The 23,841-nt window shown below is 70.5% G+C and carries 21 protein-coding genes; 13 read left to right on the top strand and 8 right to left on the bottom strand.

The window, feature by feature from the left end; genetic code table 11:
- Positions 1–84 precede the first annotated feature (84 nt).
- The 4 genes from SPR02S_RS43445 to SPR02S_RS43430 all read left to right on the top strand — a co-directional run bounded on the left by SPR02S_RS43445 (position 85) and on the right by SPR02S_RS43430 (position 4,988).
- Positions 85–1,440 (top strand): MbnB/TglH/ChrH family RiPP precursor modification enzyme, encoded by a 1,356-nt coding sequence (locus SPR02S_RS43445; protein WP_019063323.1) that lies wholly within the window; start codon positions 85–87, stop codon positions 1,438–1,440.
- 137 nt (positions 1,441–1,577) lie between these two features.
- On the top strand, positions 1,578–2,348 hold the full coding sequence (locus tag SPR02S_RS43440; protein WP_026151406.1) for a DUF4142 domain-containing protein: 771 nt from the start codon (positions 1,578–1,580) through the stop codon (positions 2,346–2,348).
- Between the two features lie 118 nt (positions 2,349–2,466).
- Entirely contained in the window at positions 2,467–3,258 is a 792-nt protein-coding gene (locus SPR02S_RS43435) for a TIGR04222 domain-containing membrane protein (protein WP_019063321.1), read from the top strand.
- A gap of 134 nt (positions 3,259–3,392) precedes the next feature.
- Positions 3,393–4,988: an alpha/beta hydrolase gene (locus SPR02S_RS43430; protein WP_019063320.1), complete on the top strand. Its 1,596-nt coding sequence runs from the start codon at positions 3,393–3,395 to the stop codon at positions 4,986–4,988.
- A gap of 65 nt (positions 4,989–5,053) precedes the next feature.
- Here the strand turns inward: SPR02S_RS43430 and hemQ are convergent, their stop codons facing one another.
- The gene (gene hemQ / locus SPR02S_RS43425) at positions 5,054–5,785 is read right to left on the bottom strand and encodes a hydrogen peroxide-dependent heme synthase (protein ID WP_019063319.1); all 732 of its coding nucleotides are present in this window, start codon (positions 5,783–5,785) and stop codon (positions 5,054–5,056) included.
- A gap of 4 nt (positions 5,786–5,789) precedes the next feature.
- Complete coding sequence (gene hemG / locus SPR02S_RS43420; RefSeq protein ID WP_019063318.1) at positions 5,790–7,220, bottom strand: protoporphyrinogen oxidase; 1,431 nt, start codon at positions 7,218–7,220, stop codon at positions 5,790–5,792.
- Between the two features lie 173 nt (positions 7,221–7,393).
- Here hemG and SPR02S_RS43415 point away from each other — a divergent pair, with 173 nt between their 5' ends.
- The gene (locus SPR02S_RS43415; RefSeq protein WP_019063317.1) at positions 7,394–8,305 is read left to right on the top strand and encodes a DUF4349 domain-containing protein; all 912 of its coding nucleotides are present in this window, start codon (positions 7,394–7,396) and stop codon (positions 8,303–8,305) included.
- A gap of 27 nt (positions 8,306–8,332) precedes the next feature.
- On the top strand, positions 8,333–9,733 hold the full coding sequence (locus tag SPR02S_RS43410; RefSeq protein ID WP_019063316.1) for an FAD-dependent oxidoreductase: 1,401 nt from the start codon (positions 8,333–8,335) through the stop codon (positions 9,731–9,733).
- A gap of 6 nt (positions 9,734–9,739) precedes the next feature.
- Here SPR02S_RS43410 and SPR02S_RS43405 read toward each other — a convergent pair whose 3' ends face one another.
- Entirely contained in the window at positions 9,740–10,066 is a 327-nt protein-coding gene (locus tag SPR02S_RS43405) for a hypothetical protein (RefSeq protein WP_019063315.1), read from the bottom strand.
- A 125-nt stretch (positions 10,067–10,191) separates the two neighbouring features.
- Here SPR02S_RS43405 and SPR02S_RS43400 point away from each other — a divergent pair, with 125 nt between their 5' ends.
- Positions 10,192–11,016, top strand: a complete 825-nt coding sequence (locus SPR02S_RS43400; protein ID WP_019063314.1) for a rhomboid family intramembrane serine protease — start codon at positions 10,192–10,194, stop codon at positions 11,014–11,016.
- Between the two features lie 6 nt (positions 11,017–11,022).
- Here the strand turns inward: SPR02S_RS43400 and hemE are convergent, their stop codons facing one another.
- On the bottom strand, positions 11,023–12,090 hold the full coding sequence (hemE, locus tag SPR02S_RS43395; protein WP_019063313.1) for a uroporphyrinogen decarboxylase: 1,068 nt from the start codon (positions 12,088–12,090) through the stop codon (positions 11,023–11,025).
- 147 nt (positions 12,091–12,237) lie between these two features.
- Between hemE and SPR02S_RS43390 the strand changes: the two genes are divergently transcribed.
- The 5 genes from SPR02S_RS43390 to SPR02S_RS43370 all read left to right on the top strand — a co-directional run bounded on the left by SPR02S_RS43390 (position 12,238) and on the right by SPR02S_RS43370 (position 18,845).
- The gene (locus tag SPR02S_RS43390) at positions 12,238–12,864 is read left to right on the top strand and encodes a DUF3000 domain-containing protein (RefSeq protein ID WP_019063312.1); all 627 of its coding nucleotides are present in this window, start codon (positions 12,238–12,240) and stop codon (positions 12,862–12,864) included.
- Positions 12,865–13,101: 237 nt separating this feature from the next.
- The gene (locus SPR02S_RS43385; RefSeq protein ID WP_019063311.1) at positions 13,102–13,764 is read left to right on the top strand and encodes a response regulator transcription factor; all 663 of its coding nucleotides are present in this window, start codon (positions 13,102–13,104) and stop codon (positions 13,762–13,764) included.
- 167 nt (positions 13,765–13,931) lie between these two features.
- On the top strand, positions 13,932–15,209 hold the full coding sequence (locus SPR02S_RS43380; RefSeq protein WP_078623168.1) for a ribonuclease D: 1,278 nt from the start codon (positions 13,932–13,934) through the stop codon (positions 15,207–15,209).
- 283 nt (positions 15,210–15,492) lie between these two features.
- Positions 15,493–16,710, top strand: coding sequence for a thiolase family protein (locus tag SPR02S_RS43375; RefSeq protein ID WP_019063309.1), 1,218 nt, complete (start codon positions 15,493–15,495; stop codon positions 16,708–16,710).
- Positions 16,707–18,845, top strand: a complete 2,139-nt coding sequence (locus tag SPR02S_RS43370; RefSeq protein WP_019063308.1) for a 3-hydroxyacyl-CoA dehydrogenase NAD-binding domain-containing protein — start codon at positions 16,707–16,709, stop codon at positions 18,843–18,845. Before SPR02S_RS43375 ends, SPR02S_RS43370 begins: the two co-directional genes overlap by 4 nt.
- 59 nt (positions 18,846–18,904) lie before the next feature.
- Here SPR02S_RS43370 and SPR02S_RS64185 read toward each other — a convergent pair whose 3' ends face one another.
- From SPR02S_RS64185 to SPR02S_RS43350, 4 genes are read right to left on the bottom strand one after another with little or no spacing between them, the layout of a single operon-like run.
- On the bottom strand, positions 18,905–19,048 hold the full coding sequence (locus SPR02S_RS64185) for a hypothetical protein (RefSeq protein WP_019063307.1): 144 nt from the start codon (positions 19,046–19,048) through the stop codon (positions 18,905–18,907).
- A 12-nt stretch (positions 19,049–19,060) separates the two neighbouring features.
- Entirely contained in the window at positions 19,061–19,747 is a 687-nt protein-coding gene (locus tag SPR02S_RS43360) for a hypothetical protein (RefSeq protein WP_019063306.1), read from the bottom strand.
- Between the two features lie 43 nt (positions 19,748–19,790).
- Positions 19,791–21,302 carry a hypothetical protein gene (locus SPR02S_RS43355; protein WP_026151404.1) on the bottom strand — a complete coding sequence of 504 codons (1,512 nt, stop codon included), beginning with the start codon at positions 21,300–21,302 and terminating at the stop codon, positions 19,791–19,793.
- 29 nt (positions 21,303–21,331) lie between these two features.
- Positions 21,332–22,795, bottom strand: a complete 1,464-nt coding sequence (locus tag SPR02S_RS43350) for a hypothetical protein (RefSeq protein ID WP_019063304.1) — start codon at positions 22,793–22,795, stop codon at positions 21,332–21,334.
- A 79-nt stretch (positions 22,796–22,874) separates the two neighbouring features.
- Here SPR02S_RS43350 and SPR02S_RS43345 point away from each other — a divergent pair, with 79 nt between their 5' ends.
- Complete coding sequence (locus tag SPR02S_RS43345) at positions 22,875–23,786, top strand: endonuclease/exonuclease/phosphatase family protein (RefSeq protein WP_106437132.1); 912 nt, start codon at positions 22,875–22,877, stop codon at positions 23,784–23,786.
- The last annotated feature ends 55 nt before the right edge of the window (positions 23,787–23,841 follow it).

Raw genomic sequence — 23,841 nt, 5'->3', positions numbered from 1 at the left:
GGCCTTGCCCGTGGGTGATACCCCCGTCACACCGAACAGCGAACTTGTGGAGTTCATGGCTTGCCTGGAGAACGGGGACGGACGATGGAGCGACTGGGAACGGGCATCGGCTGGCGGCCGGAGATCGCGGACGCCGTGGAGCGCATGCCGGGCATCGACTGGGTCGAGGCCGTGGCCGAGAACGTCTGCCCCGGCCACCTCCCCGACTCGCTGATACGGCTGCGCGAGCGCGGCGTGACCGTGATCCCGCACGGCGTCTCCCTCGGCCTCGGCGGCGCCGACCGCCCCGACGGGGGCAGGCTGACGGCACTCGCCGAGCGGGTCGAGGCGCTGGGCGCGCCGCTGGTCACGGAACACATCGCGTTCGTCCGCGCGGGCGGCCCGCTGACCGCCTCCCCGCTCCTGGAAGCCGGCCACCTGCTGCCCGTCCCGCGCACGCGCGACGCCCTCGACGTCCTCTGCGAGAACATCCGCATCGCCCAGGACGCGCTGCCCGTACCCCTCGCCGTCGAGAACATCGCCGCGCTCCTCGCCTGGCCGGGCGAGGAGATGACCGAGGGCCAGTTCCTGTACGAACTGGCCGACCGCACCGGCGTACGCCTCCTCATCGACGTCGCCAACCTGCACACCAACCACGTCAACCGCGGCGAGGACCCGGCCAAGGCCCTCGCCGAACTCCCCGTCGAGGCCATCGCCTACGTCCATGTCGCGGGCGGCGTCGAACGCGACGGCGTCTGGCACGACACCCACGCCCACCCCGTCCCCGCCTCCGTCCTCGCGATCCTCACCGACCTGGCGTCCCGCGTCTCCCCGCCGGGGGTGCTGCTGGAGCGCGACGACAACTTCCCCGAACCGGCCGCGCTGGAGCGGGAGTTGGAGGCGATTCAGGGGGCGCTGACCAAGGGATGGGCACGGTCGGCCGCGAGCAGGGTGCCCTCGCGGGAGGCGGCACCCACGCCCGAGACCACCACCGCCTCTGCTCGGCCCACCCCTCCCACTTCCCCGGCCGCACCGCAGTCCTCCGACTGCACCCGCCAACGCCTCGCCCTCGCCCAGACCGCCCTGCTCTCCGCCCTGGTCGCCGGGACGCCCGTTCCCGACGGGTTCGACCGGATTCGGCTCGGTGTGCAGGCGCGAGCGCTCGGGGTGAAGCGGGCCGATGTCGTGGCCAAGGTGGCTCCCGAACTGCCGTTGATCCTCGGGGAGTCGTACCGGCCGGCCTTCCTCGCGTACGCCCACTCGCACCCGATGACCGGCGGCTATCGGCGTGACGCGCTGGACTTCGCCGGGCAGTTGCTGCTCTCGGGCGGGCCCGAGGACGCCGGGGCGCGGCGGGAGTTGCGGGAGTGGTGGCTGGAGCGCTCGGGGCCCGCGCCGCGTTCGACGCGGCCCGCGGTCCGGCTCGCCCGCGCCACCCGGCGGGTGCTGCTGCGGCGTTGAGGGGTCGACAGCGGGCGGGCGGCGGCGCTGACGTGGGGCCTTGGAAGGTGACAGTGACTCCACAGTAATATTGCGGTTCCGCACGAGAAGCGCACGAAAAGCACACTCATGTGCGGTGCCGTGACAGGAGGCATCCCATGCGACCGCGACCCCCCGTACAGGGCCGAGGCATATTCAGTGGCACAGGCGTCATCATCATGGGCCTGACCGCGACCCTGGCCGCGCTGGTCTTCCCGGTCTGGTCCTACGCCGACCGGTCCGGGACGACCGGTGCCAGCGTGCTCAGCGACCAGACCGTGACCACGCAGTACGGGCCGTTGTCCGCGCTGGACCGGGACTTCGTCACCAAGGTCCGGCTGGCCGGGCTGTGGGAGCTGCCGGCCGGCCGGCAGGCCGAGGAGAAGGGCACGACCGCGGCCGTACGGACGGCGGGTCAGCACCTCATCGACGGGCACACGTTCCTCGACGAGCGGGTGCGTGACGTCGCCGCCCGGCTCGGGCTGCCGCTGCCGAACCAGCCCAACGCGCAGCAACAGCAGTGGCTCGCCACACTGAACGCGGCGCAGGGCGTGGACTTCGACCGCGAGTTCGCCAACATCCTGCGTCTCGCGCACGGCAAGGTGTTCACGGTGGTCGCGCAGGTCCGCGCCACCACCCAGAACTCCCTGGTCCGCGCCCTCGCCGACGACGCGAACACGACCGTCCTGGACCACATCAAGGTCCTGGAGGCCACCGGTTACGTCGACTTCGGCGCGCTGGCCCGGGACATGGCCACGTCGAGCTCGCCCGTACCCAGCGTCTCCGCCGCGGCCGACCCCGGCCAGGTCGTCCCGCTGACCCCGTCGGTCTCCCCGACCTACACACTCCCGCCGGCCGCCTCCAGCCCACCGGCGCCGAACCAGCCGTAGAGCTGTTTTCGGCCGTGGTTCGTTTCCGGACATTCGGAACGTCACATACCGACAACGCTCCGTCCGGATTGTGAACAAGGCATGGCGTCGCACTGGGCCTTTGGCATAGAAACTTGGCATGTTCTGGGTCCTCCTCCTGCTCCTGGCCTGGGCCGTCGCCAGCACGGCGTGCACGCGGCTGTGCCTGGCCGCCGTCAGAGCGGCGGCCGTCGACACGGACGACGCGGGCCAAGGACACGATCTGACGCTCTACGAGGCGGCGTTCCTGTCCGGCGGTCCCGCGCGGGTCGCCGATCTGACGCTCGTCTCCATGGCGCGGCAGCACCGGCTGCTGCTCGCCCACACCGGCTGGGCGACCGTCGTCGACCCGCGCGGCCGGGACGCCATCGAGCGGTCGGTGATAGGCGCGATCGGGCCCGAAGGACAGTCCAGGATCGGCCCGGTGCGGGCCAACGCGGCGGCCACGGACGCGGTGCGCGACGTCGCGGTCCGGCTCGTCGACGCGGGTCTCGCCGTACCGGACGGCAGCGGTACGACCGTTGCGGCGGGGGTACGGCAGGTGCGGGCCGCCGCGCTCGTCGTGCTCGCGCTGGGCGTGATCGCGCTGCTGACGCCGGGGGCCGAGATGCCGCGGGGGCTGGTCGCGCTCTGGTTCGGGCTGCCGCTCGCCCTCACGCTGAGCTGTCTGGCCATCGCGCGGGTCGAGGTGCACCCGTACTCGCGCTGGGCCTCCCCGGCCGGTCAGCGGCTGCTGGGCACGCTTGCGCGGCACGCGGGCAGCGGGGACGACCGTACGTATCTGACGTCCGTCGCCGTACGCGGCATCCGCGCGGTCGGTGAGCCGGATCTGCGGGCGGCCTTCGCGCATCGCGAGCAGTACCGCGAGCAGTTCGACGAGTGGCGCCGCTGACCACAGCGTGAAGGCGCTCCCCGGGGGCGCACAGGGGTCATTGGGGCCGACACCGCCCGACGGTGCTTGCCTTCGTCAACAAGCGAACGAAACATCCCTTCTGTTGCTGCCGTGCTCCGAAGGGATACCCCACCATGCGAGCCGCCGCCCTGTACTCGGCCGCCGGGTCCTTGCTGCTGACCACCCTCGCCGCCGCCCCGGCCACCGGTACCCCGGGCGTTCCCGGCGTCCGGGCCGCCGAGCTGACCGGCACCGCGCTGGCCGCCGCGCACGCCCGCGCGCGGGGCATCGACTTCGGGAAGTGCCCCGACGCGCAGGACCTGCCCGGCACCATGGAGTGCGGCACGGTCTCCGTCCCGCTCGACTACGCGCACCCCGACGGCAAGCAGATCAAACTGACCGTCGGCCGGGCCCGCGCCACCCACAAGGACCCGCACAACAGCAAGCGCAGAGTCCCCCGCCAGGGCTCCCTGGTCTACAACCCCGGCGGCCCCGGCGCCTCCGGCCTCTACTTCCCGCTGATCGGCATGCTCCCCGAGTGGAAGCGCATCGCGTCGGCCTACGACCTCGTCGGCTACGCCCCCCGCGGGGTCGACAAGTCGGCGCCACTGTCCTGCGAGGACCCCAAGCACTTCTTCAAGGCACCCTCGCAGTCGCCGACGTACCCCTCCGAGTCGTACAAGAAGGAACGCATCGCCGAGGCCAAGAGCTACGCACGCGGCTGCGCCAAGCGCTCCGGCAGCAAGCTCCGCTTCTACAACTCCCTGAACAACGCCCGCGACCTGGACGTCCTGCGCGCCGCACTCGGCGAGGACAAGCTGACGTTCATGGGCGCGTCCTACGGGACGTACTTCGGGGCGCTGTACGCGACGCTGTTCCCCTCCCACGTACGGCGGATGGTGTTCGACTCGGCGGTGAACCCGGACCCCGAGCAGATCTGGTACCGCAACAACCTCGACCAGTCGGCCGCGTTCGAGGGCCGCTGGACGGACTTCCGCGAGTGGATCGCCAAGCACGACGACGTCTACGGCCTCGGCGACACGCCGGAGAAGGTGCTCGGCAACTACCGCAAGGCCGAGGCGCGGCTCGCCGAGAAGCCCGCGGGCGGGAAGGTCGGTCCTGCGCAGTTGCAGGGCGCGATCCTGTCCGCCGGGTACTACGACGACTACTGGCCGCACAGCGCCGCCGCGTTGTCGTCGTACCTGAAGGGCGACCCGAAGCAGCTGATCCAGCAGGCCGGGCCGACGCCGGGGGCCGCTGTCGAGGCGGAGAACGGGAACGCGGTGTACACGGCCGTCGAGTGCAACGACGCGGCCTGGCCTACCGAGTGGAGTGTCTGGGACCGGGACAACACGCGGCTGGCGCGGGTGGCGCCGTTCGAGACGTGGGACAACGTGTGGATGAATCTGCCGTGCGCGTATTGGCCCGCGCCGCGTCAGCAGCCGCTTGATGTGCGGACCGGGCCGGGTGAGTTGCCGCCAGTGCTCATCCTTGCTGCCGAGCGGGATGCGGCTACGCCGTACGACGGGGCGCTTGAGTTGCAACGGCGGTTGTCCGACTCGGTGTTGGTGACCGAGCGGGATGCGGGGACCCATGGGATCGCCGGTGGATCCAATAAGTGCGTCAACGGGTATCTGGACGCTTACCTGCTGGAAGGGCGGTTGCCGGAGCGGCGGGCTGCTTGTGCGCCGCATGCTGAGCCGAAGGCTGCGCGACCGGGCAGTAAGTAGTCTGCCGCCCGGTGGGGGCTGGTCGCGCAGTTCCCCGCGCCCCTAAAAGACTAAAAACAGGGCGACTATGCGAGGCCGGCTACCAAGTCTGCGATGTCCTTGCGGCGGCCCGTGTAGAAGGGGACCTCCTCGCGGACGTGCATGCGGGCCTCGGAGGCGCGGAGGTGGCGCATGAGGTCGACGATGCGATGGAGTTCGTCGGCCTCGAAGGCCAGGAGCCATTCGTAGTCGCCGAGGGAGAAGGACGCGACCGTGTTGGCGCGCACGTCCGCGTAGCCGCGGGCCATCTTGCCGTGGTCGGCGAGCATGCGGCGGCGGTCCTCGTCGGGCAGCAGGTACCAGTCGTAGGACCGCACGAACGGGTACACGCTGACGTAGTTGCGCGGCGTCTCGTCGGCCAGGAAGGCCGGGATGTGCGAGCGGTTGAACTCGGCGGGGCGGTGCAGCGCCATGTTCGACCAGACCGGCTCCAGGGCGCGGCCGAGCTTGGTGCGGCGGAAGAGGTTGTACGCCTCCTGGAGCTGGTCGGCGGTCTCGGCGTGCCACCAGATCATGAGGTCGGCGTCGGCACGCAGGCCCGAGACGTCGTACGTGCCGCGGACGGTCACGTCCTTCGCGGCGAGCTGGTCGAACAGCTCCTGGACCTCGTCGGCGTATCCCGCGCGGTCCTCGGGCAGCACGTCCTTCAGCTTGAAGACGGACCACAGGGTGTAGCGGATGGCCTCGTTGAGGTCCTTGGCCAGCTTGCCCTTGTTCGGGATGCGGTCGGGCTCGGTGGTGGGGGCGTCGTCGCTCATGGGGCTATTCTCCCGCTCCGCCGGAGGCGCTCGGCACCGGGTCACCGGTCAGCCGCTCGACGGCCGCGTACGCGCTCGCGATGGTGGCCGGGATGCCGACACCGTCGTAGGCCGCGCCACAGACCGCCAGGCCGGGGAGCTTGCCCACGTGCTCGCGGATGCGGGCCACGCGCGCGTGGTGGCCGACCGGGTACTGCGGCAAGCCGTCGGTCCAGCGGGTGACTCGGGTTTCGAGGGGCGTGGCTTCGAGGCCGGTGGCCTCGCGCAGGTCGTGCCGGGAGACGTCCACGAGGCCGGTGTCGTCGCGCTCCAGGATCGTCGTCTCGCCGTACCGGCCCACCGAGGTGCGCAGAACCAGCACGTCCGGGTTCTCGTCGGCGATCCAGCCCCACTTCTGGGAGGCGAAGGTGGACGCCTTGATGGTGCGGCCGTCGACCGGCGGCACCAAGAAGCCGCTGCCTTCGGGGAGTTCGATGTCCGCGCGGCGGTAGGCGAGGGTGATCAGGGCCATCGACGCGTACTCGACGGCGCTCAACTCGGCGGCGGCGCCCGGTGCTTCGGGCCGCAGCAGCTCGGCGGCGACCGGGGCCGGTACGGCGACGATCACCCCGTCCGCGTCGAGCACGCGGTCTCCGGCGACGATCCGCCAGCCCGATGTCCCGCTGCGGCGCAGCTCCGTCACCGGTGTCCCGGTCAGGATCTCGGCGCCCCGCGCCCGTGCCGACTCCGCGACGGCGAGCGGGAGTTGGCCCACTCCGCCCTCGATCCCCATGAAGACCGGGCCGGTCTGCTGTGCGGCGGCGGCGCGCTCCTGGATGCCCCGGACGGCCTCGGTGAGCGAGTCGTGGGTCTTCGCGGCCTGGTAGAGCTGCGGGACGGCGGAGCGCATCGAGATGCGGTACGCGTCGCCCGCGTAGACCCCGCCCAGGAGGGGCTCGACGAGACGGTCGACGACCTCGCGGCCGAGGCGTGCCGCCACGTACTCACCGACCGCGACATCGTCGCCGACCTCCGTGCGGGGCAGATCGGCGTCGCGCTCGATGCGGTGCAGGCCCTCGTCCGAGAGGACTCCGGAGAGGGCGGCGGCGGTGCCGGGGACGCCCATGACGTGGCCCTTGGGCATGGGGCGCAGGGCACCCCGGGTCCAGATCGACGCGGTGGCCGTGGCGGGCGGCTGGAGGCGGTCGGTGAGGCCCACCTCGCGGGCCAGTGCGACGGCCTCGGGGCGGCGGGCCAGCATCGACTCGGCGCCGAGGTCCACGCGGGCGCCCGCGATCTCGCCGGGCAGCAGCTTGCCGCCGACCCGGTCCGACGCCTCGACGACGGTCACGCGCACGCCTCTGTCCAGCAGCCGGTGTGCGGCGGCCAGCCCGCCGATCCCGGCGCCGATGACGACGACATGCCCTGTGCCCGTACGGGTCTCCACTTCGCGCATGTTCCCAGCCTCTCAGACCCCACTGACAGTCCGGCTCCGGCCCGGTGTCCTGCCCGGTGTCCGGTGCGAGTCCCGACCGTGACCGCATCGGGACCGTTTCCGGCCAACGTCCCGCCCGGTCCCGGCGTCGAAGGAGCGTCAGTCGTCACGACGATCCTCGGGGGTACCGACCCATGCGCACACGACACTCCGCACGCCCCGTCCAGGCCCTGGCCGGTCTGCTGCTGGCCTCGGCGCTCGCGCTGGCCGGGTGCAGCGGCAGCGCGGACAAGGCGACCTCCGCCAGCGATGCCGGCGCGGGCGCCAAGGCAGTCGCCCCGGACACCGCCCAGCAGGAGGGCGCGTCCGGCAGCGGCAACGCCAGGAACACCAAGACGACGCCCAAGCTCACCGCGAGCAGCATCATCCGTACGGCCTCCCTGTCCGTCCGGGTCAAGGACGTGCCGAAGGCGCTCGACGAGGCGCGGACCACCACCGAGAACGCGGGCGGGTTCGTCGGCAACGAGTCGACCAGCCGCGACGGGCAGGGCCACGAGCGCACGCGGGTCGTCCTGCGGGTGCCCACCGACAAGTACGACGAGGCCCTCGCCGATCTGGAGGGCGCGGGCAAGCTCCTGGAGCGGACGGCGAAGGCTCAGGACGTGACCGACCAGGTGGTGGACGTGGAGAGCCGCATCACCTCGCAGCGGGCCAGCGTGGCACGCGTGCGTGAGCTGATGGACCGGGCCACCAAGCTCAGCGATGTGGTGCAGTTGGAGGGCGAGTTGAGCACCCGCGAGTCCGACCTGGAGGCGCTGCTCGCCCAACAGGCCTCCCTGAAGGACCGCACCGGCCTGGCCACCATCACCCTGTCCCTGTCGCAGGCCGCCGCGAAGGACGACAGCCCCGGCTTCGTGGACGCCGTGGCGGGCGGCTGGCACGTCTTCGTGACGATGCTGCGCTGGATCGCCCTGGCGCTCGGCGCGGTGCTGCCGTTCGCGGCCGTGGCGGCGCTGGCGCTCGTCGTGTGGCTGCGTCTCGTACGGGCGCGTCGGGCCGCGACCGTTCCGGCGGCCCGGCTGGAGGAGTCGGGTGGGCAGGACTGAAATGACCGGCCCCCGTAGCGTGTTCGCATGGACATGAGCCGTGCGAGGGGCACCCGGGAACGACTGGTCGTCATCGGAGGCGACGCGGCGGGCATGTCCGCGGCGTCGCAGGCACGTCGCCTGAAAGGGCCGGACGAGTTGGAGATCGTGGCCTTCGAGCGCGGCCACTTCACGTCGTACTCGGCGTGCGGCATCCCGTACTGGGTGGGTGGTGACGTGTCCGCGCCGGAGGAGTTGATCGCCCGCACCCCCGAGGAGCACCGGGCGCGTGACATCGACCTGCGGATGCGGACCGAGGTCGTGGAGCTGGACGTCGCGGGCGGGCGGGTACGCGCGCGTGACGTCGATTCCGGGGCCGAGTCCTGGACGTCGTACGACAAACTCGTGATCGGGACCGGGGCGCGGCCGATCCGGCCCGACATGCCCGGGGTGGACGCGCCCGGAGTGCACGGGGTGCAGACGCTCGACGACGGGCAGGCGTTGCTCGACTCGCTGGCACGCACGCGTGGGCGTCGGGCCGTGGTGGTCGGGGCCGGGTACATCGGGGTGGAGATGGCGGAGGCGTTCGTCAACCGCGGGTATGACGTGACCGTCGTCAACAGGGGCAAGGAACCGATGTCGACGCTCGACCCGGACATGGGGCGGCTGGTGCACAAGGCGATGGAGGGCCTGGGCATCACCATGGTCAACGACGCCCATGTCACCGAGCTGCGCACCGGGGACGACGGGCGGGTGCGGGCGGTGGTCACCGAGGACGCGGAGTATCCGGCGGACGTGGTGGTCCTGGGGATCGGGGTGCGGCCCGAGACGACGCTCGCGAAGGCGGCCGGGCTGCCGGTCGGGCAGCACGACGGGCTGCTCACCGACATGGCGATGCGGGTGCGCGGGCACGAGAACATCTGGGCCGGGGGCGACTGCGTCGAGGTCCTCGACCTGGTCTCCGGGCAGGAGCGGCACATCGCCCTGGGGACCCACGCCAACAAGCACGGGCAGGTCATCGGCACCAATGCGGGCGGCGGTTACGCGACCTTCCCGGGGGTGGTCGGTACGGCCGTGAGCAAGGTGTGCGACCTGGAGATCGCGCGTACCGGACTGCGCGAGAAGGACGCCCACCGCGCGGGGCTGCAGTTCGAGGCGGTCACCATCGAGTCGACCAGCCGCGCGGGCTACTACCCCGAGGCCTCCCTCATGACGGTGAAGATGCTCGCCGAACGCCGGACCGGCCGTCTCCTGGGCGTGCAGATCGTCGGCCGGGAGGGCGCCGCGAAGCGTGTCGACATCGCGGCGGTCGCCCTCACGGCCCGGATGACGGTGGAGCAGATGACGGCCCTGGACCTGGGTTACGCCCCGCCGTTCTCACCGGTGTGGGACCCGGTCCTGGTGGCGGCCCGAAAAGCGACCGCCAAGGTCCAGGCGAGCGGGCGTTGAGCGTGGTTACGCGGTTCCGTTGATGCGGTCTATGGCCTGCCGTGCCTGCTCGGCCGGCGGCCTGGCGGGCAGCGAGGACACCGACGCGCTCGGCGGCATCATCGCGGCGGGCTGTGCCGCCGTCGCGGGCTTCGCGTGGGCACCCAGCGCGTTGGACCGCAGCCGGTTGCTCACCGCCTCGTCCAGGGTCACCGGCCGCTGCATCTGCGCGGCCAGGCGTCCCGCTTCCTGGCCGAGCCTGGCGACGTCTTCCCAGGGGAGGCGCACCACCAGGGAGATCTCGGCCTCGCCGTCGGGCGTGGCGGTCATCTGAGGGGAAATCCGGTCGTTCATCGCCTGTTCCTCACGTCGTCCCCGCGACACGCCTTCCCCGCGCCGCAGGCGGTTGAGGAGTCATACGCACAGGCGGACGGCGGTGTTCACCGGTTCGCCGCGCGGATCGGGGGCACTAATCCCTTGTGGTCATCCCCGTCCATGACGTGAACCCGGTGCGCCGCACGCCCTGGGTGACGTATGCGCTCATCGCCGCGAACGTGCTCGTCTTCCTGTTCACGCCCGGAATAGCGGGTTCCGTGGCGGGCGGCAGCGACCTCTCGCAGCTGTGCCATCTGCAGGCGTTCCTGGACCACTACGCGGCCGTACCGCGGGAGTTGATCCACCATCAGATGCCCCAGATCGTCCCGACCGGCGCCGTCCAGGCCGGCCCCGGCGGCGCGGGCTGCGCCGTCGGCCCGCCGAGCTACGACAAGTCGGCCCCGCTGAGCGTCTTCACCGCGATGTTCCTGCACGGCAGCTGGATCCATCTGCTGGGCAACATGCTGTTCCTGATGATCTTCGGCAACAACGTCGAGGACCGCATGGGCCACATCCGCTACACGCTCTTCTACGTAGTGTGCGGTTACACGGCGGGCTACGGCTTCGCGCTGCTCAACGCCGACTCGACCGACCCGCTGATCGGCGCCTCCGGGGCGATCGCCGGTGTCCTGGGCGCCTATCTGGTGCTGTACACGAAGGCCCGGGTGTGGGTCCTGGTGCCGTTCCTGTTCTTCCTGCCGCTGCGCCTGCCGGCCTGGCTGGTGCTGGGCTTCTGGTTCGTGCTTCAGGCGTTCTACTCGTCCGGCGAGGGCGTCTCCGACGCGGGCACCGTGGCGTACGCGGCGCATGTCGTCGGGTTCCTGGCGGGCATGCTGCTGGCCTGGCCGCTCAAGGCGGGCACTCCCCCGCCGCCGGAACCGCGCGGCCTGCTGTTCGGCAGGCGGGCCCGGCCCCGGCACACGTGGTGAGGGCGCCTATCGGCCCGTCTGCGTGTGGACGTACTCGACGAGCCGGGTGAGCGCGTCCGGGTCGGTGGACGGCATCACGCCGTGCCCGAGGTTGAAGATGTGCCCCTCCAGGCCCTTCGCCGAGTCGAGGACCTCGCGGGTCTTCGCCTCGACGGCCTCCGTGGGGGCGAACAGGACGGTCGAGTCCAGGTTGCCCTGGAGCGCCTTGCCGGGGCCGACGCGACGGGCGGCCTCGTCCAGCGGGACGCGCCAGTCGACGCCCACGACGTCCGCGCCGGCCTCACCCATCAGGCCGAGCAGCTCGCCGGTGCCGACACCGAAGTGGATGCGCGGGACGCCGTAGCCCTCGACGGCCTTGAAGACCTTCGTGGAGGCGGGGAGCACCGAGCGGCGGTAGTCGACCGGGGCGAGCGCGCCGGCCCAGGAGTCGAAGAGCTGGACGGCGCTGGCGCCCGCCTCGATCTGGACCTTGAGGAAGGCGGCCGTGATGTCGGCGAGGCGGTCGAGGAGGTCGGCCCAGAGCTCGGGGTCGCCGTACATGATCGCCTTGGCGTTCTCGTACGTGCGGGACGGGCCGCCCTCGATGAGGTAGCTCGCGAGGGTGAACGGGGCGCCGGCGAAGCCGATGAGGGGGGTGGAACCGAGCTCGGCGGTCAGCAGGCCGATGGCCTCCGTGACGTAGGAGACGTCCTCGGGGGTGAGGTCGCGGAGCTGGGCCAGGTCCGCGCGGGTGCGGATCGGCTTCTCGACGACCGGGCCGACGCCGGGCTTGATGTCGAGGTCGATGCCGATTGCCTTGAGGGGGACGACGATGTCGCTGAAGTAGACCGCCGCGTCCACGTCGTGCCTGCGCACCGGCTGGAGGGTGATCTCGGTGACCAGCTCGGGCCGCGTGCAGGACTCCAGCATGGGGATGCCCTGGCGCACCTTGTGGTACTCCGGCAGCGAGCGCCCGGCCTGCCGCATGAACCACACCGGTGTGTACGGGACGGGCTCGCGCCTGCACGCCTTCATGAAGGCGGAGTCGTAAGTGGCGGTCTGCTGCTGGCCCGCGGGGCTCTGGTTGGCACTCACGAGGGCAAGTCTCGCACGGCGGCAGAAGGCGATTACACGGTGTGCTGAACGCAAGAGCGGGTGTCTAGTCCCGCACGATGCCTCCGTTCCCCTTAATCTTCCCGCATGGCTGCGGCTCAGGGACGATTGTCGGATGGCGCTGACGGGATGGACGACTCCAAGGAGGGGGACCGGGATGGGGGCGGTACGGCGCCGCCGGCTTTCCAGGCAGCGGTCCAGGCGCTGCGGAACAGCAGGCTGCGGCCGCAGATCGAGATCGATCCGACGCCCGCGCCCCAGCGGCTCGCCCCCTACGCGTACGCGTTGGAGGCAGCGGTCGTCGACGGCGATCAGGACCTGGCCGACGGCCGGCTGGTGCTGCTGCACGACCCGGCCGGGCACGACGCCTGGCACGGCACGTTCCGGCTGGTGACGCTGGTGCGCGCGGAGCTGGAGCCGGAGATGGCGGCGGACCCGCTACTGCCCGACGTGTGCTGGTCGTGGCTGACCGGTGCGCTCCAGGCGCGCGGACTGACGTACGGCGAGCCGAGCGGCACCGTCACGCGGGCCAGCTCCCACTACTTCGGCGGGCTGTCCGAGCGCCCGTCCGCGTCCCAGATCGAGATCCGCGCCTCGTGGACTCCGCGCGAGGGGCTGGGCGGTGTCCCGGACACGGCGGCGCATCTGGCCTCCTGGTGCGATCTGCTGGCCCAGGTCGCGGGCCTGCCGCCGGCGGGTCCGGGCGACGCGTCCATCGTCACGCTGCCGCAACGCCGGGGCCCGCAGTCACGCTGAGCCTTACCCGAGGCACACCGAGGTCTTACCGACCATTTCCGGTGTCTTTGTCGATACGGCCACTTTCAATCAGGAGTGGCCCCTCGAACGAGCCGTTTCGTTCACCGAACGATCGACAGCGTGTCCGAATTGAACTGATTGATACTCACTAAATCGTGATCTTTCTCTAAAGGACCTGGGGTTTGGTGCCGAAGACGACTGTGACCTTGAAAGTCGTCCCACACCCCAGGAGGCCTGGTGTCCGTTCTCCTCGAGCAGCCCGCAAGCCTGGTCGCCTACCGCCCGAACAAGCCGACCGCCATGGTGGTCGTGGCCGACCCGCGCGTACGCTCCACCGTCACCCGCCACCTGTGGGCGCTCGGTGTGCGCGACGTCATCGAGGCCTCGTCCGTCGCGGAGGCTCGTCCCCGCATCGGCAACCCCCGCGACATCTGTGTGGCAGACGTCCACCTTCCCGACGGTTCCGGTCTCACCCTGCTCTCCGAGACCAGAGCCGCAGGCTGGCCCAACGGCCTGGCCCTGTCCGCCGCCGACGACATCGGTGCCGTGCGCAACGCCCTCGCGGGCGGCGTCAAGGGCTACGTCGTCACCGGCACCCGTAACAACGTCGGGCTCCCCACCCGACCCGGCGCCGCCCCCATCGGCTCCGCCGCCGCCCGTATGCACCGCCGCCCCCCGGGTTCCCCGAGCCACCCGGGTGGCTACCGCGAACTGTCCGGCCGAGAGGTCGAGGTCCTGCGTCTGGTCGCGGAGGGCCAGTCGAACAAGGCGATCGGCGTCTCCATGGGCCTGTCCGCACTGACCGTCAAGAGCCACCTCGCCCGCATCGCCCGCAAGCTCGGCACGGGTGACCGCGCCGGCATGGTCGCGGTGGCGCTGCGCACCGGAATCATCCACTGACCCTGTCCCGCAACCCCGTCCCCACACCCCCTTCGGCTCTCCTTCCCGCTCCCCCATCGAGCCGTGAACCGGATCTTTCACTTACCTGACTGGTTTACGACCCCCAGACGCCCGTCGACGGAACGTTCCGTCGGCGGGCGTTGTCCATACACGGATACCCTTGACAGGTGACCGACGCCCAAGAAACCGCAGCAGACAGCTCACTGCGAACCACCGGAGGCGCCCCTCCGGACGACGTCGAAACGGCGCCGATCCCTTTGCTCGAGCCCCGAGAGGGCATTCCGCCCGTGATCGCCGACGAGGAGTCCCTCGCCGAGGTGATCGCGGCCTTCGCCGCCGGCACGGGTCCCGTGGCCGTCGACGCCGAGCGCGCGTCCGGCTACCGGTACGGGCAGCGCGCCTATCTGGTGCAGCTGCGCCGTGAAGGCGCGGGCACCGCACTCATCGATCCCGTGGCCTGCCCCGATCTTTCCGGCCTCGGTACGGCCATCTCCGGCGTCGAGTGGGTGCTGCACGCCGCCACCCAGGACCTGCCCTGTCTGCGCGAGATAGGCATGGTGCCGACGCGGCTCTTCGACACCGAGCTGGCGGGTCGGCTCGCCGGATTCCCGCGGGTCGGCCTGGGCGCGATGGTCGAGAACGTCCTCGGATTCGTCCTGGAGAAGGGACATTCCGCCGTCGACTGGTCCACCCGCCCGCTGCCCGAACCCTGGCTGCGCTACGCCGCCCTCGACGTCGAGCTCCTCGTCGATCTGCGGGACGCGCTGGAGAAGGAACTCGACCGGCAGGGCAAGCTGGACTGGGCCCGCCAGGAGTTCGACGCGATCGCGGCGGCGCCGCCGGCCGAGCCCCGCAAGGATCCGTGGCGTCGTACGTCCGGGATGCACAAGGTACGGCGGCGTCGGCAGCTCGGTGTCGTACGGGAGCTGTGGCAGACGCGGGACCGGATCGCGCAGCGGCGGGATGTGTCGCCGGGGAAGGTGCTGTCGGACGCGGCGATCGTGGAGGCCGCGCTCTCTCTTCCCGTCGACGTGCAGGCGCTGGCCGGGTTGAACGGATTCGGGCATCGGATGGGGCGGCGGCAGCTGGAGCAGTGGCAGGCGGCGGTCGATCGGGCGAAGGCCCTTCCCGACTCTGCGCTGCCGCAGCCTGGGCAGCCGGTCACTGGGCCGCCTCCGCCTCGCGCTTGGGCCGACAAGGATCCTGAGGCTGCGGCTCGGTTGTCCGCGGCGCGGGCTGCGGTGTCGGCGGTGGCCGAGGGGCTGAACATGCCTCAGGAGAACCTCATTACTCCGGACACTGTGCGGCGGGTTTGCTGGGAGCCGCCGAAGAGTGTGGATGTGGAGTCTGTGGGGGCCGCGCTTGCGGGGTACGGGGCTCGGGCTTGGCAGGTTGAACAGGTTGCGCCGGTTTTGGTGGAGGCTTTGACCGCCAAAGCGCCGTAAGAGGTTTCTGTTGTAGCGCGAGTGCGGGTCCGCTGTGGCTCGTCGCGCAGTTCCCCGCGCCCCTTAAAGGGGCGCGTCAACTGGTCCGGGAACGTCGAGATCGCGCCAAGATCCTTGGGCGACATGTGCAGGCATGTAGGGCGCAAGGGTCTTCGGAGTGTGACGTTCACCGCTTGGGGCCCCGGGGGTGGGCAGGTTGGTTACCCGCAAGTAGCATGGGTACTGAGCGCGCGCTCAGCGCATCGCGGCAGTGCCGATCCCGCACCCTGGAGGAGAGCCAATCGTGCCTCGTACCGTCAGGGACGTCGTCTTCGTCGACGGCGTCCGCACCCCGTTCGGCAAAGCGGGCCCGAAGGGCATCTACCACGAGACCCGGGCCGACGACCTCGTCGTGAAGGCGATCCGGGAGCTGCTGCGCCGCAACCCCGGACTCGACCCCGCGAAGATCGACGAGGTCGCCATCGCCGCGACCACGCAGATCGGTGACCAGGGGCTGACCCTGGGGCGGACCGCGGGCATTCTCGCCGGGCTGCCGCAGTCGGTGCCCGGTTACTCGATCGACCGTATGTGTGCGGGCGCCCTGACCGCCGTCACGACCACCGCGGGCTCCATCGCCTTCGGTGCCTACGACGCCGTCATCGCCGGTGGGGTCGAGCACATGGGCCGTCACCCGATGGGCGAGGGCGTGGACCCGAACCCGCGGTTCGTGAGCGAGAAGCTGGTCGACGACTCCGCGCTGTTCATGGGCATGACCGCGGAGAACCTGCACGACCGCTACCCGCACATCACCAAGCAGCGTGCCGACGAGTACGCGGTGCGTTCGCAGGAGAAGGCCGCCAAGGCGTACGCCAACGGCAAGATCCAGCAGGACCTGGTGCCGATCTCGGTGCGCAACACCAACGAGCAGGTGGGCGAGACCGGTTGGGGTCTTGTCACCGCCGACGAGCCGATGCGTCCGGGGACCACCCTGGAGAACCTGGCTGGTCTGAAGACGCCGTTCCGTGTGCACGGGCGGGTCACCGCCGGTAACGCGGCCGGGCTGAACGACGGTGCCACCGCTTCGATCATCGCCAGCGAGGACTTCGCGCGCGAGCACAACCTGCCGGTGAAGATGCGTCTCGTGTCGTACGCCTTCGCGGGCGTCGAGCCGGAGGTCATGGGCTACGGCCCGATCCCGGCGACCGAGAAGGCGCTCGCCAAGGCGGGCCTCGGTATCGAGGACATCAACCTCTTCGAGGTCAACGAGGCTTTCGCCGTACAGGTGCTGGCCTTCCTCGACCACTACGGCATCGCGGACGACGACGAGCGCGTCAACCAGTACGGCGGCGCGATCGCCTTCGGTCACCCGCTGGCCTCGTCGGGTGTGCGTCTGATGACGCAGCTGGCCCGGCAGTTCGAGGAGCAACCGAACGTCCGCTACGGCCTGACCACCATGTGCGTCGGCTTCGGCATGGGCGCCACGGTCATCTGGGAGAACCCGCACTTCGAGGGGGACAAGTGAGCACCACCACCGAGCTTCTGAAGGGTGCGGCCGAGCTGTTCCCGGACGAGGTCGTGACGTCCGCGCACGTCCGCCACCTGGAACTGCCGTACGGCGCCGGGCGGTTCGCGCTCATCACGCTGGACAACGGCTTCGACCACACCAAGCCGACCACCTTCGGCCCGGCCTCGCTGGCGAACCTGAACACCGCCATCGACCAGGTCGAGAAGGAGGCCGCGGCCGGCGAGATCGTCGGTGTCGGCATCACCGGCAAGCCGTTCGTCTTCGCCGTCGGCGCGGACCTGAAGGGCGTCGAGCTCCTCAAGAACCACGACGACGCGCTCGCCATCGGCAAGGGCGGACACGAGGTCTTCAAGCGCCTCGCGGACATCGCGGTCCCGACCTTCACGTACTACAACGGCGCGGCCATGGGCGGCGGTGTCGAGGTCGGTCTGCACTGCGAGTACCGCACGGTATCGAAGCACATCGCGGCGTTCTCGCTGCCCGAGGTCTTCCTCGGCCTCGTCCCCGGCTGGGGCGGCTGCGCGCTGCTGCCGAACCTGATCGGCGCGGAGAAGGCCGTCTCGGTGATCATCGAGAACAGCCTCAACCAGAACAAGCAGCTCAAGGGCCAGCAGGTCTTCGACCTCGGGATCGCCGACGCGCTCTTCGAGGGCGCCGACTTCCTGGAGCAGTCGCTGATCTGGACGGCGAACGTCCTCAAGGGCGACATCAAGGTCGAGCGTCCGGCGATCGACCGCGGTGACGCCTGGGACCAGGCCGTCACCAAGGGCCGTTTCGTCGCGGACTCCAAGGTGCACGGGGCTGCCCCGGCCGCCTACCGCGCCCTCGACATCATCGGGGCCGCGAAGAACGGCGACCTCCAGCAGGGCTACGACGCCGAGGACCTGGCCCTCGCCGACCTGATCATGGGTGGCGAACTCCGCGCCGGCATCTACGCGTTCAACCTCGTCCAGAAGCGCGGCAAGCGTCCGGCGGGTGCGCCCGACAAGTCGCTGGCGCGTCCGGTCACCAAGGTGGGTGTGGTCGGCGCGGGTCTGATGGCCTCGCAGCTCGCCCTGCTCTTCCTGCGCCGCCTCGAAGTACCGGTCGTCCTCACGGACATCGACCAGGAGCGCGTCGACAAGGGTGTGGGCTACGTCCACGCCGAGATCGAGAAGCTGCTCGGCAAGGGCCGTATCAACCAGGACAAGGCCAACCGCCTCACGGCCCTGGTCACCGGTGTGCTGGACAAGGCCGAGGGCTTCTCCGACGCCGACTTCATCATCGAGGCCGTCTTCGAGGAGATCGGCGTCAAGCAGCAGGTGTTCGCGGAGGTCGAGGCGGTCGCCCCGGCGCACGCGATCCTCGCCACCAACACCTCCTCGCTGTCCGTCTCCGAGATGGCGTCGAAGCTGAAGAACCCCGAGCGGGTCGTCGGCTTCCACTTCTTCAACCCGGTCGCGATCCTCCCCCTGTTGGAGATCGTGCGCGGCGAGCAGACGGACGACGCCTCGCTCGCGACCGCGTTCGCGGTGGCCAAGAAGCTGAAGAAGACAGCGGTGTTGGTGAAGGACGCCCCGGCGTTCGTCGTCAACCGCATCCTCACCCGCTTCATGGGCGAGATCCAGAACGTCATCGACGAGGGCACCCCGGTCGCGGTCGCGGAGAAGGCCGTCGAGCCGCTCGGCCTGCCCATGTCCCCGCTGGTGCTGCTGGAGTTGGTCGGTCCGGCCATCGGGCTGCATGTCTCGGAGACTCTCAACCGGGCCTTCCCGGACCGCTTCACGGTCTCCCGGAACCTCGCGGCCGTCGTCAAGGCGGGCAAGCGCGGCTTCTACGTCTACTCCGCCGAGAACGGCTTCAAGCCCGAACTCGACCCCGAGGTCGCCGCGTTGCTCCAGCAGGGCGACTCCGTGCTGACCGAGGAGCAGGTGCGGGACCGGGTCCTGGACGCGGTGGCGCAGGAGATCGGGCTGATGCTCGACGAGGGTGTCGTCGCCGAGGCGCAGGACATCGACCTGTGCCTGATCACGGGCGCCGGCTGGCCCTTCCACCTGGGCGGCATCACGCCGTACCTGGACCGGGAGGGTGTGTCGGAGCGGGTGAACGGCAAGCCGTTCCTGGCGCCGGGTGTGGCCAGCGTTCCGGCGTAACAACCGCCGTACGGACGTGACTTGGGGAGGGCCTCCGCCTTTGGGCGGGGGCCCTCTTCTCATGCCTCGGCGTCGGTCGCTGCCAGCCTCGCCTTCAACTCGGCGTTCTCCGCCTCCAAGTTGGCGATGCGCTTGCGGGCGAAGTACAGCTCCATGACGGCGTCGTGGAACTCGGAGATGAGTTCGTCGGGGGTGAGTTGCATGCCGAATTCCCCTTACGCGGAGGCCAGTTGGGTGACCGCGCCGGCGGAGCCCTTCCAGAACAGCTTGCCGTCGCGGGCGTAGAGGGAGCCGCCGCCGGCCGCGGCGGGCGCGTTGGTCGGTTCCGCCGTGACGTTCGCGAGGCGTACCGCGCCCTCGGCGAGGATGGCCGAGGCGGCGCCGGTGCGCTGGACCACGTGGAGTTGGGACTGGGGTGTGGCCCCGCGGTCGATGCCGACGCCGATCCGGCCGGTACCCTTGACGACGAGGTCGTCCAGGCCGTCGTTGTTGCGCAGGACGAGCAGGGCGCCCTTGGTCGCGCCGTTGGTGGCGGTGAGGTAGATGCCCTGGGAGGCCGTGCCCGTCGTCTGGAGGTCGATGGAGAGGGCGGAGGCGTTCGCGTCCGAGCCGTCGGCGTGTCCCACGTGCGCGATCTTCAGCGTGCCCCGGCCGGTCTCCACACCGGTCAGATACATCGCCGAGGTCTCGGGGTTGTCCGAGGTCACGTTGAGTGCCACCGCCGACCCGGAGGTGGCCTTGTGGTTGATGGTCACCGTGTGGGCGGTCGTGGAGGTGCCGTAGAACTGGGCGGGCGCGGTGTACTCGGTGTACTCGCCGTCGGCCGCCGCGTCCGGGCCGGCTGCGACGGTGACGGCGCCCGCGGTGAAGGCGCCGAGGAAGATTCTTCGTCCGACTGTCATGGGGTGTACGACCCTTCGGTCCGCGGGTTGGTTGCCCGGTGCCTCAGTACGTTCCGCCGTAGTACGACGCGGGTGTCGCTCCGGTGGAGGTCTGCATGACGGTGAAGGGGACCCTGGTCGCCGGGGACTCCGTACCGGAGGCGTCGACAGCGAAGACGTCGATGACGTGCGCCCCCGCGGCCCACTGCCACCCCGCTTCCCACGACCAGCTGCCGTTCAGGGCGACGGCCGTGCCGCCCAGCAGGACTCCGTTCTCCCGGAACCCCACCTGGGTGGAAGCGGCGGCCGAGCCGGCGAAGACGACGCGTGAGTCCATCACCTGCTCGTGGGCCACCGGTTCGAGCACCACCGGTGCGGTGGTGCTCGGCCCGGCCGTCGAGATGACGGAAGCCCGCTCCATGGGCTGGGCGACCGCCGCAGCGCCGGAGTCGACGGCCGTGAAGCGCACCTCGGTCCGCCGGGACTGGAAGCCCGAGGCGTCCACTCCGTAGACCTTCACGGGGTGTTCGCCCTTGCTCCAGGCCCTGCCGAGCTCCCAGGACCAGGCGCCGTGGGCGTCGACATCGGTCTGTCCGAGGTACTTGCCGTGCTCCCAGACGACCACCCGGACCGCCCCCGGGGCATGGCCCGTGAGCCGTACGGCGTCCCTGCGCAGTTCCGCGCCCGGCCCGGGTGCCGTCACCGCGGGGGGCAGGAACTCGTCCCCGCGCACCCTGCTCGTGGCGGCGAGGTAGGAGTCGATGGCGGACCGGTCGCGGTTCGGCTCCTCGAAGCCGTTGCTCACGAACCCGAGTCGTGGGGCGATGCCGTCGATGAGGAGGTTGACGATTCCCATCAGCATGGGGACGTTGCGTCCCGCGATCTGGGTGTGGTCCGCGATGTGCGGGGAGTCGCTGAAGACGAAGTTGAAGTTCTCGTAGTGCTGGAAGAGCCCGAGGAACGGCTCCACCTGGGTCGGATACTGGTCGTCCTGCGGGGAGGAGACCAGGTAGATGTTGGCCGCGCGGTTGGCGCCGGAGCGGGCCAGGTCGGGGACGAGCGAGTCCACGATCCGTACGTTCTCCTCCGGCACGCCCTCACCGAGCATGAACCGGGCGGTACCGGGGTGCACGTTCTTCACGTACGTGCCGATCGAGAACTGGGGCGCGATGGCGACGATGTTCTTGAAGCCGTACTTCAGGCCGAAGTAGAGGGCCGCGCTGCCGCCCTTCGAGCCGCCCCAGAGCGTGACGGATTCCGTGGTGAGGTCGAGGGACTTCATCACGTTCGAGATGAGGGTGACGACGGACTGCTCCAGGCCGAAGTCCATTCCCCTGCACAGGTAGTAGCTCTGCTTGCCCTCGAAGTTGTCCCGGATCCAGAGGATGTTCGCGCGCAGCTTGTCGAACACCCCGTTGGACCAGCCGTAGTCACCGGGTGCGGAGAAGTTGGCGAAGACGACGACCAGGTGCCGGTTGCCCTTCTGGGCGTGGGCGAACCGGTACTCGACGGGGAACGCCCCGGCGGCTTCGATGCCGGTGAGCAGGTGCCTCCCGTTCACGGGTGCTGGGGACATGGGCGTCATCCGTTCCTGGGTGTCTGGGTTCAGTGGGCGGGGGCGGCCGGGGTCGGGATGACCGCGAAGGTGACGGGGGCGGGCGGGGACTCGTCGCCGGCGGCGTTCACCACGAACACCTCGACGGTGTGCGGGCCTTCGGTCCACCGCCAGTCCGCGTTCCAGAGCCAGCGGCCGTCGTGGGCGAGGGGGCAGGAACCCAGGAAGACGTCGTTCTCCCGGAAGCCCACCTGGGTGGCGCCGTTGGCCGCGCCGGTCAACCGGACCTGTACGTCGAGGAGTTGCTGGTAGGGCTCCGGCGTGTGCACCAGCGGGGGCAGCAGGGTCCGGCGGGGCTCCGGGGAGTCCGGCACCGGTGCCGTGACGTGTTCGGAGGTGGTGAACCGCACCTCCGTACGCTCGGACTGGTAGCCGCTGGCATCGACAGCGAAGAGCCGGACCCGGTGTTCACCGGCGGCCCACGGCTGTTCCCGGTGCCAGGTCCATCCGCCGTCGGCGTCGACCGGCGCCGACGCCAGGTATTTGCCGTGCTCCCAGATGCTGACGCGTACCGCGCCGGGGGCCCGGCCGGCGAGGCGGACGTGCATCGTGGACAGCAGGTCGTGCCGGCGGGGCGCGGTCACGACCGGTGCGGCGAACGAGCCCTGCACCACGGCGGTCGACTCAAGGAAGGACGTGATGCCCGACTTGTCGGCGTCGGGTTCCTCGTAGCCGTGTCTGGTGAGCCCCAGGCGTGGCGCGATCCCCTCGACGAGGAGGTAGGCGATGCCCAGCAGCGGGGGTGTGTTGCGCTGGGTCACCTTGCCGTGGTCGGTGATGAACGGGGACTCGCTGAAGATGAGGTTGAAGTTCGGGTACCGCTGCAACAGCCCGAGGTAGGGCTCCACCTGGGTCGGATACTGCTCGTCCTGGGGCGAGGACACCAGGTAGAGGTTGGTCTCCGGACTGGCTCCCGAGGCCAGCAGGTCGGGCAGGACCGCGTCGAGGACGCGGACGTCGTCGTCCGTCATCGCCTCGCCGAGCATGTGCTGGCCGGTGTCGGGATAGACGTCGCGCACGAAGGTGCCGATCCGCAACTGCGGGACGCTGGCGACGATATTGCGGAAGCCGTATCTGAGCCCGAAGTACAGCGCCGCGCTGCCGCCCTTCGAACTGCCCCACAGGGTCACGTCTCCCGGGGTCAGCCCGAGGGACTTCATCACTCTCGTGATGAGCCCGATCACGGACTGCTCGACCGTGAAGTCCATCTCCCTGCACAGGTAGTAGGTGTTCCCGTCGTCGAACCGGTCGCGGATCCAGAGGATGTTGGAGCGCAGGTTGTCGAGGATGCCGGTGGCCCAGCCGTAGTCGTCCGGGGCGTAGATGTTGGCGAAGACGACCATCAGATGCCGGTTGCCGCTGCGGGCGTGGGTGAACCGGTACTCGACGGGGTGGCCGCCCGAGGCGTCGATCCCGCCGATCACCTTGCGGCCCTTGGCAGTTGCTTCAGACATGGTGCGCTTTCGCTCTCGTCGGGTGCTGCGGAGCCGGGCCGGTGCGAGGCCGGATCGGGAGGTCGGCCATGATGTCGTGATGCATCCCGCTACCTCCCCGCCCGGGACCGGGCACATGGGCATCCCGTGGCGCAGGCTCGCCGTCGCCGCGGCGGCGCTGCTGGGACTCGCCACCGTGGTGACCATGGTCCAGACGTACGGGCCCACCCGCTCCGCCGCGTCCACCCGGGCGCTGACCGTGGCGACGTGGAACATGTGCGGTGTCCGGCAGTGGGGGTGCGCCGACACCGGCAGTTGGGCGGAGAAGAAGACGCAGTTGAACCATCTCGCCACGCGGGCGGGGGCTCGGGTGATCTTCCTTCAGGAGACCTGCGGCGCGGAGCTGGAGTCGGCGCGCCGGGGACTCGGCACGTCCTGGCACACGGCGTTCCGTGCGTACTCCAGCGGCGACCGGGCCGGGCGTACGACACCGATCCGGTGCGCGACGCCCGGGGCGGGTACCGCCGGTTTCGCGATCCTGTCCGCCTATCGTCTGTCGGCCGTCGCCTCCGTGGCCTCGCAACAGCCCACGGTGGGGGTGCGGCGCGGGATCCTGTGCGCCACGGTCGCGGCGCACGACCTCCGGGTGTGCACCGCCCATCTGAGCCCGCGGCACAGCGACGCCGCGCACCCCGGCTGGGAGTTCCGCGACGACCAGCTGAAGGCCCTGGCCCACGCGGGGGCCGCCCGCCGCACGGTGTACGGCGGTGATCTCAACGTGAATCCGCCGGGATCCCGCAACCCCTTCTCCTGGGTGTGGCCGTCCGGCCCCTACACCGCCCAGCGGGAGTGCGACCAGGCTTCCGGGTCCTCCCGGGCGGGCCGGGCGACCCATGTGTCGGGCCACAAGTTCGACTACCTCTTCGCCGGGCTGCCCAGGGTCCGCTGCACGGTGCGTGACACCGGCAGGTCGGATCACTTCGCCCTGCTCCTTAGGGTGCGCACGGGCTGAGCGAAACCCTCGGCGACCCTCGACGGTGGTGTCGAGGGCCGAGGGTCCACCGGCT

The sequence above is a fragment of the Streptomyces prunicolor NBRC 13075 genome (assembly GCF_000367365.1).
GTDB lineage: Bacteria > Actinomycetota > Actinomycetes > Streptomycetales > Streptomycetaceae > Streptomyces > Streptomyces prunicolor.
The sequence above is the reverse complement of the archived record's forward strand: the minus strand, read 5'-3'. Positions and strand labels throughout refer to the sequence as shown.

Bases quoted from the DNA above. Each gene is read 5' to 3' on its own strand.
- SPR02S_RS43445 (WP_019063323.1), top strand. From the start codon at position 85: ATGGAGCGACTGGGAACGGGCATCGGCTGGCGGCCGGAGATCGCGGAC.
- SPR02S_RS43440 (WP_026151406.1), top strand. From the start codon at position 1,578: ATGCGACCGCGACCCCCCGTACAGGGCCGAGGCATATTCAGTGGCACA.
- SPR02S_RS43435 (WP_019063321.1), top strand. From the start codon at position 2,467: ATGTTCTGGGTCCTCCTCCTGCTCCTGGCCTGGGCCGTCGCCAGCACG.
- SPR02S_RS43430 (WP_019063320.1), top strand. From the start codon at position 3,393: ATGCGAGCCGCCGCCCTGTACTCGGCCGCCGGGTCCTTGCTGCTGACC.
- hemQ (WP_019063319.1), bottom strand. From the start codon at position 5,785: ATGAGCGACGACGCCCCCACCACCGAGCCCGACCGCATCCCGAACAAG.
- hemG (WP_019063318.1), bottom strand. From the start codon at position 7,220: ATGCGCGAAGTGGAGACCCGTACGGGCACAGGGCATGTCGTCGTCATC.
- SPR02S_RS43415 (WP_019063317.1), top strand. From the start codon at position 7,394: ATGCGCACACGACACTCCGCACGCCCCGTCCAGGCCCTGGCCGGTCTG.
- SPR02S_RS43410 (WP_019063316.1), top strand. From the start codon at position 8,333: ATGGACATGAGCCGTGCGAGGGGCACCCGGGAACGACTGGTCGTCATC.
- SPR02S_RS43405 (WP_019063315.1), bottom strand. From the start codon at position 10,066: ATGAACGACCGGATTTCCCCTCAGATGACCGCCACGCCCGACGGCGAG.
- SPR02S_RS43390 (WP_019063312.1), top strand. From the start codon at position 12,238: ATGGACGACTCCAAGGAGGGGGACCGGGATGGGGGCGGTACGGCGCCG.
- SPR02S_RS64185 (WP_019063307.1), bottom strand. From the start codon at position 19,048: ATGCAACTCACCCCCGACGAACTCATCTCCGAGTTCCACGACGCCGTC.
- SPR02S_RS43360 (WP_019063306.1), bottom strand. From the start codon at position 19,747: ATGACAGTCGGACGAAGAATCTTCCTCGGCGCCTTCACCGCGGGCGCC.
- SPR02S_RS43355 (WP_026151404.1), bottom strand. From the start codon at position 21,302: ATGTCCCCAGCACCCGTGAACGGGAGGCACCTGCTCACCGGCATCGAA.
- SPR02S_RS43350 (WP_019063304.1), bottom strand. From the start codon at position 22,795: ATGTCTGAAGCAACTGCCAAGGGCCGCAAGGTGATCGGCGGGATCGAC.
- SPR02S_RS43345 (WP_106437132.1), top strand. From the start codon at position 22,875: ATGCATCCCGCTACCTCCCCGCCCGGGACCGGGCACATGGGCATCCCG.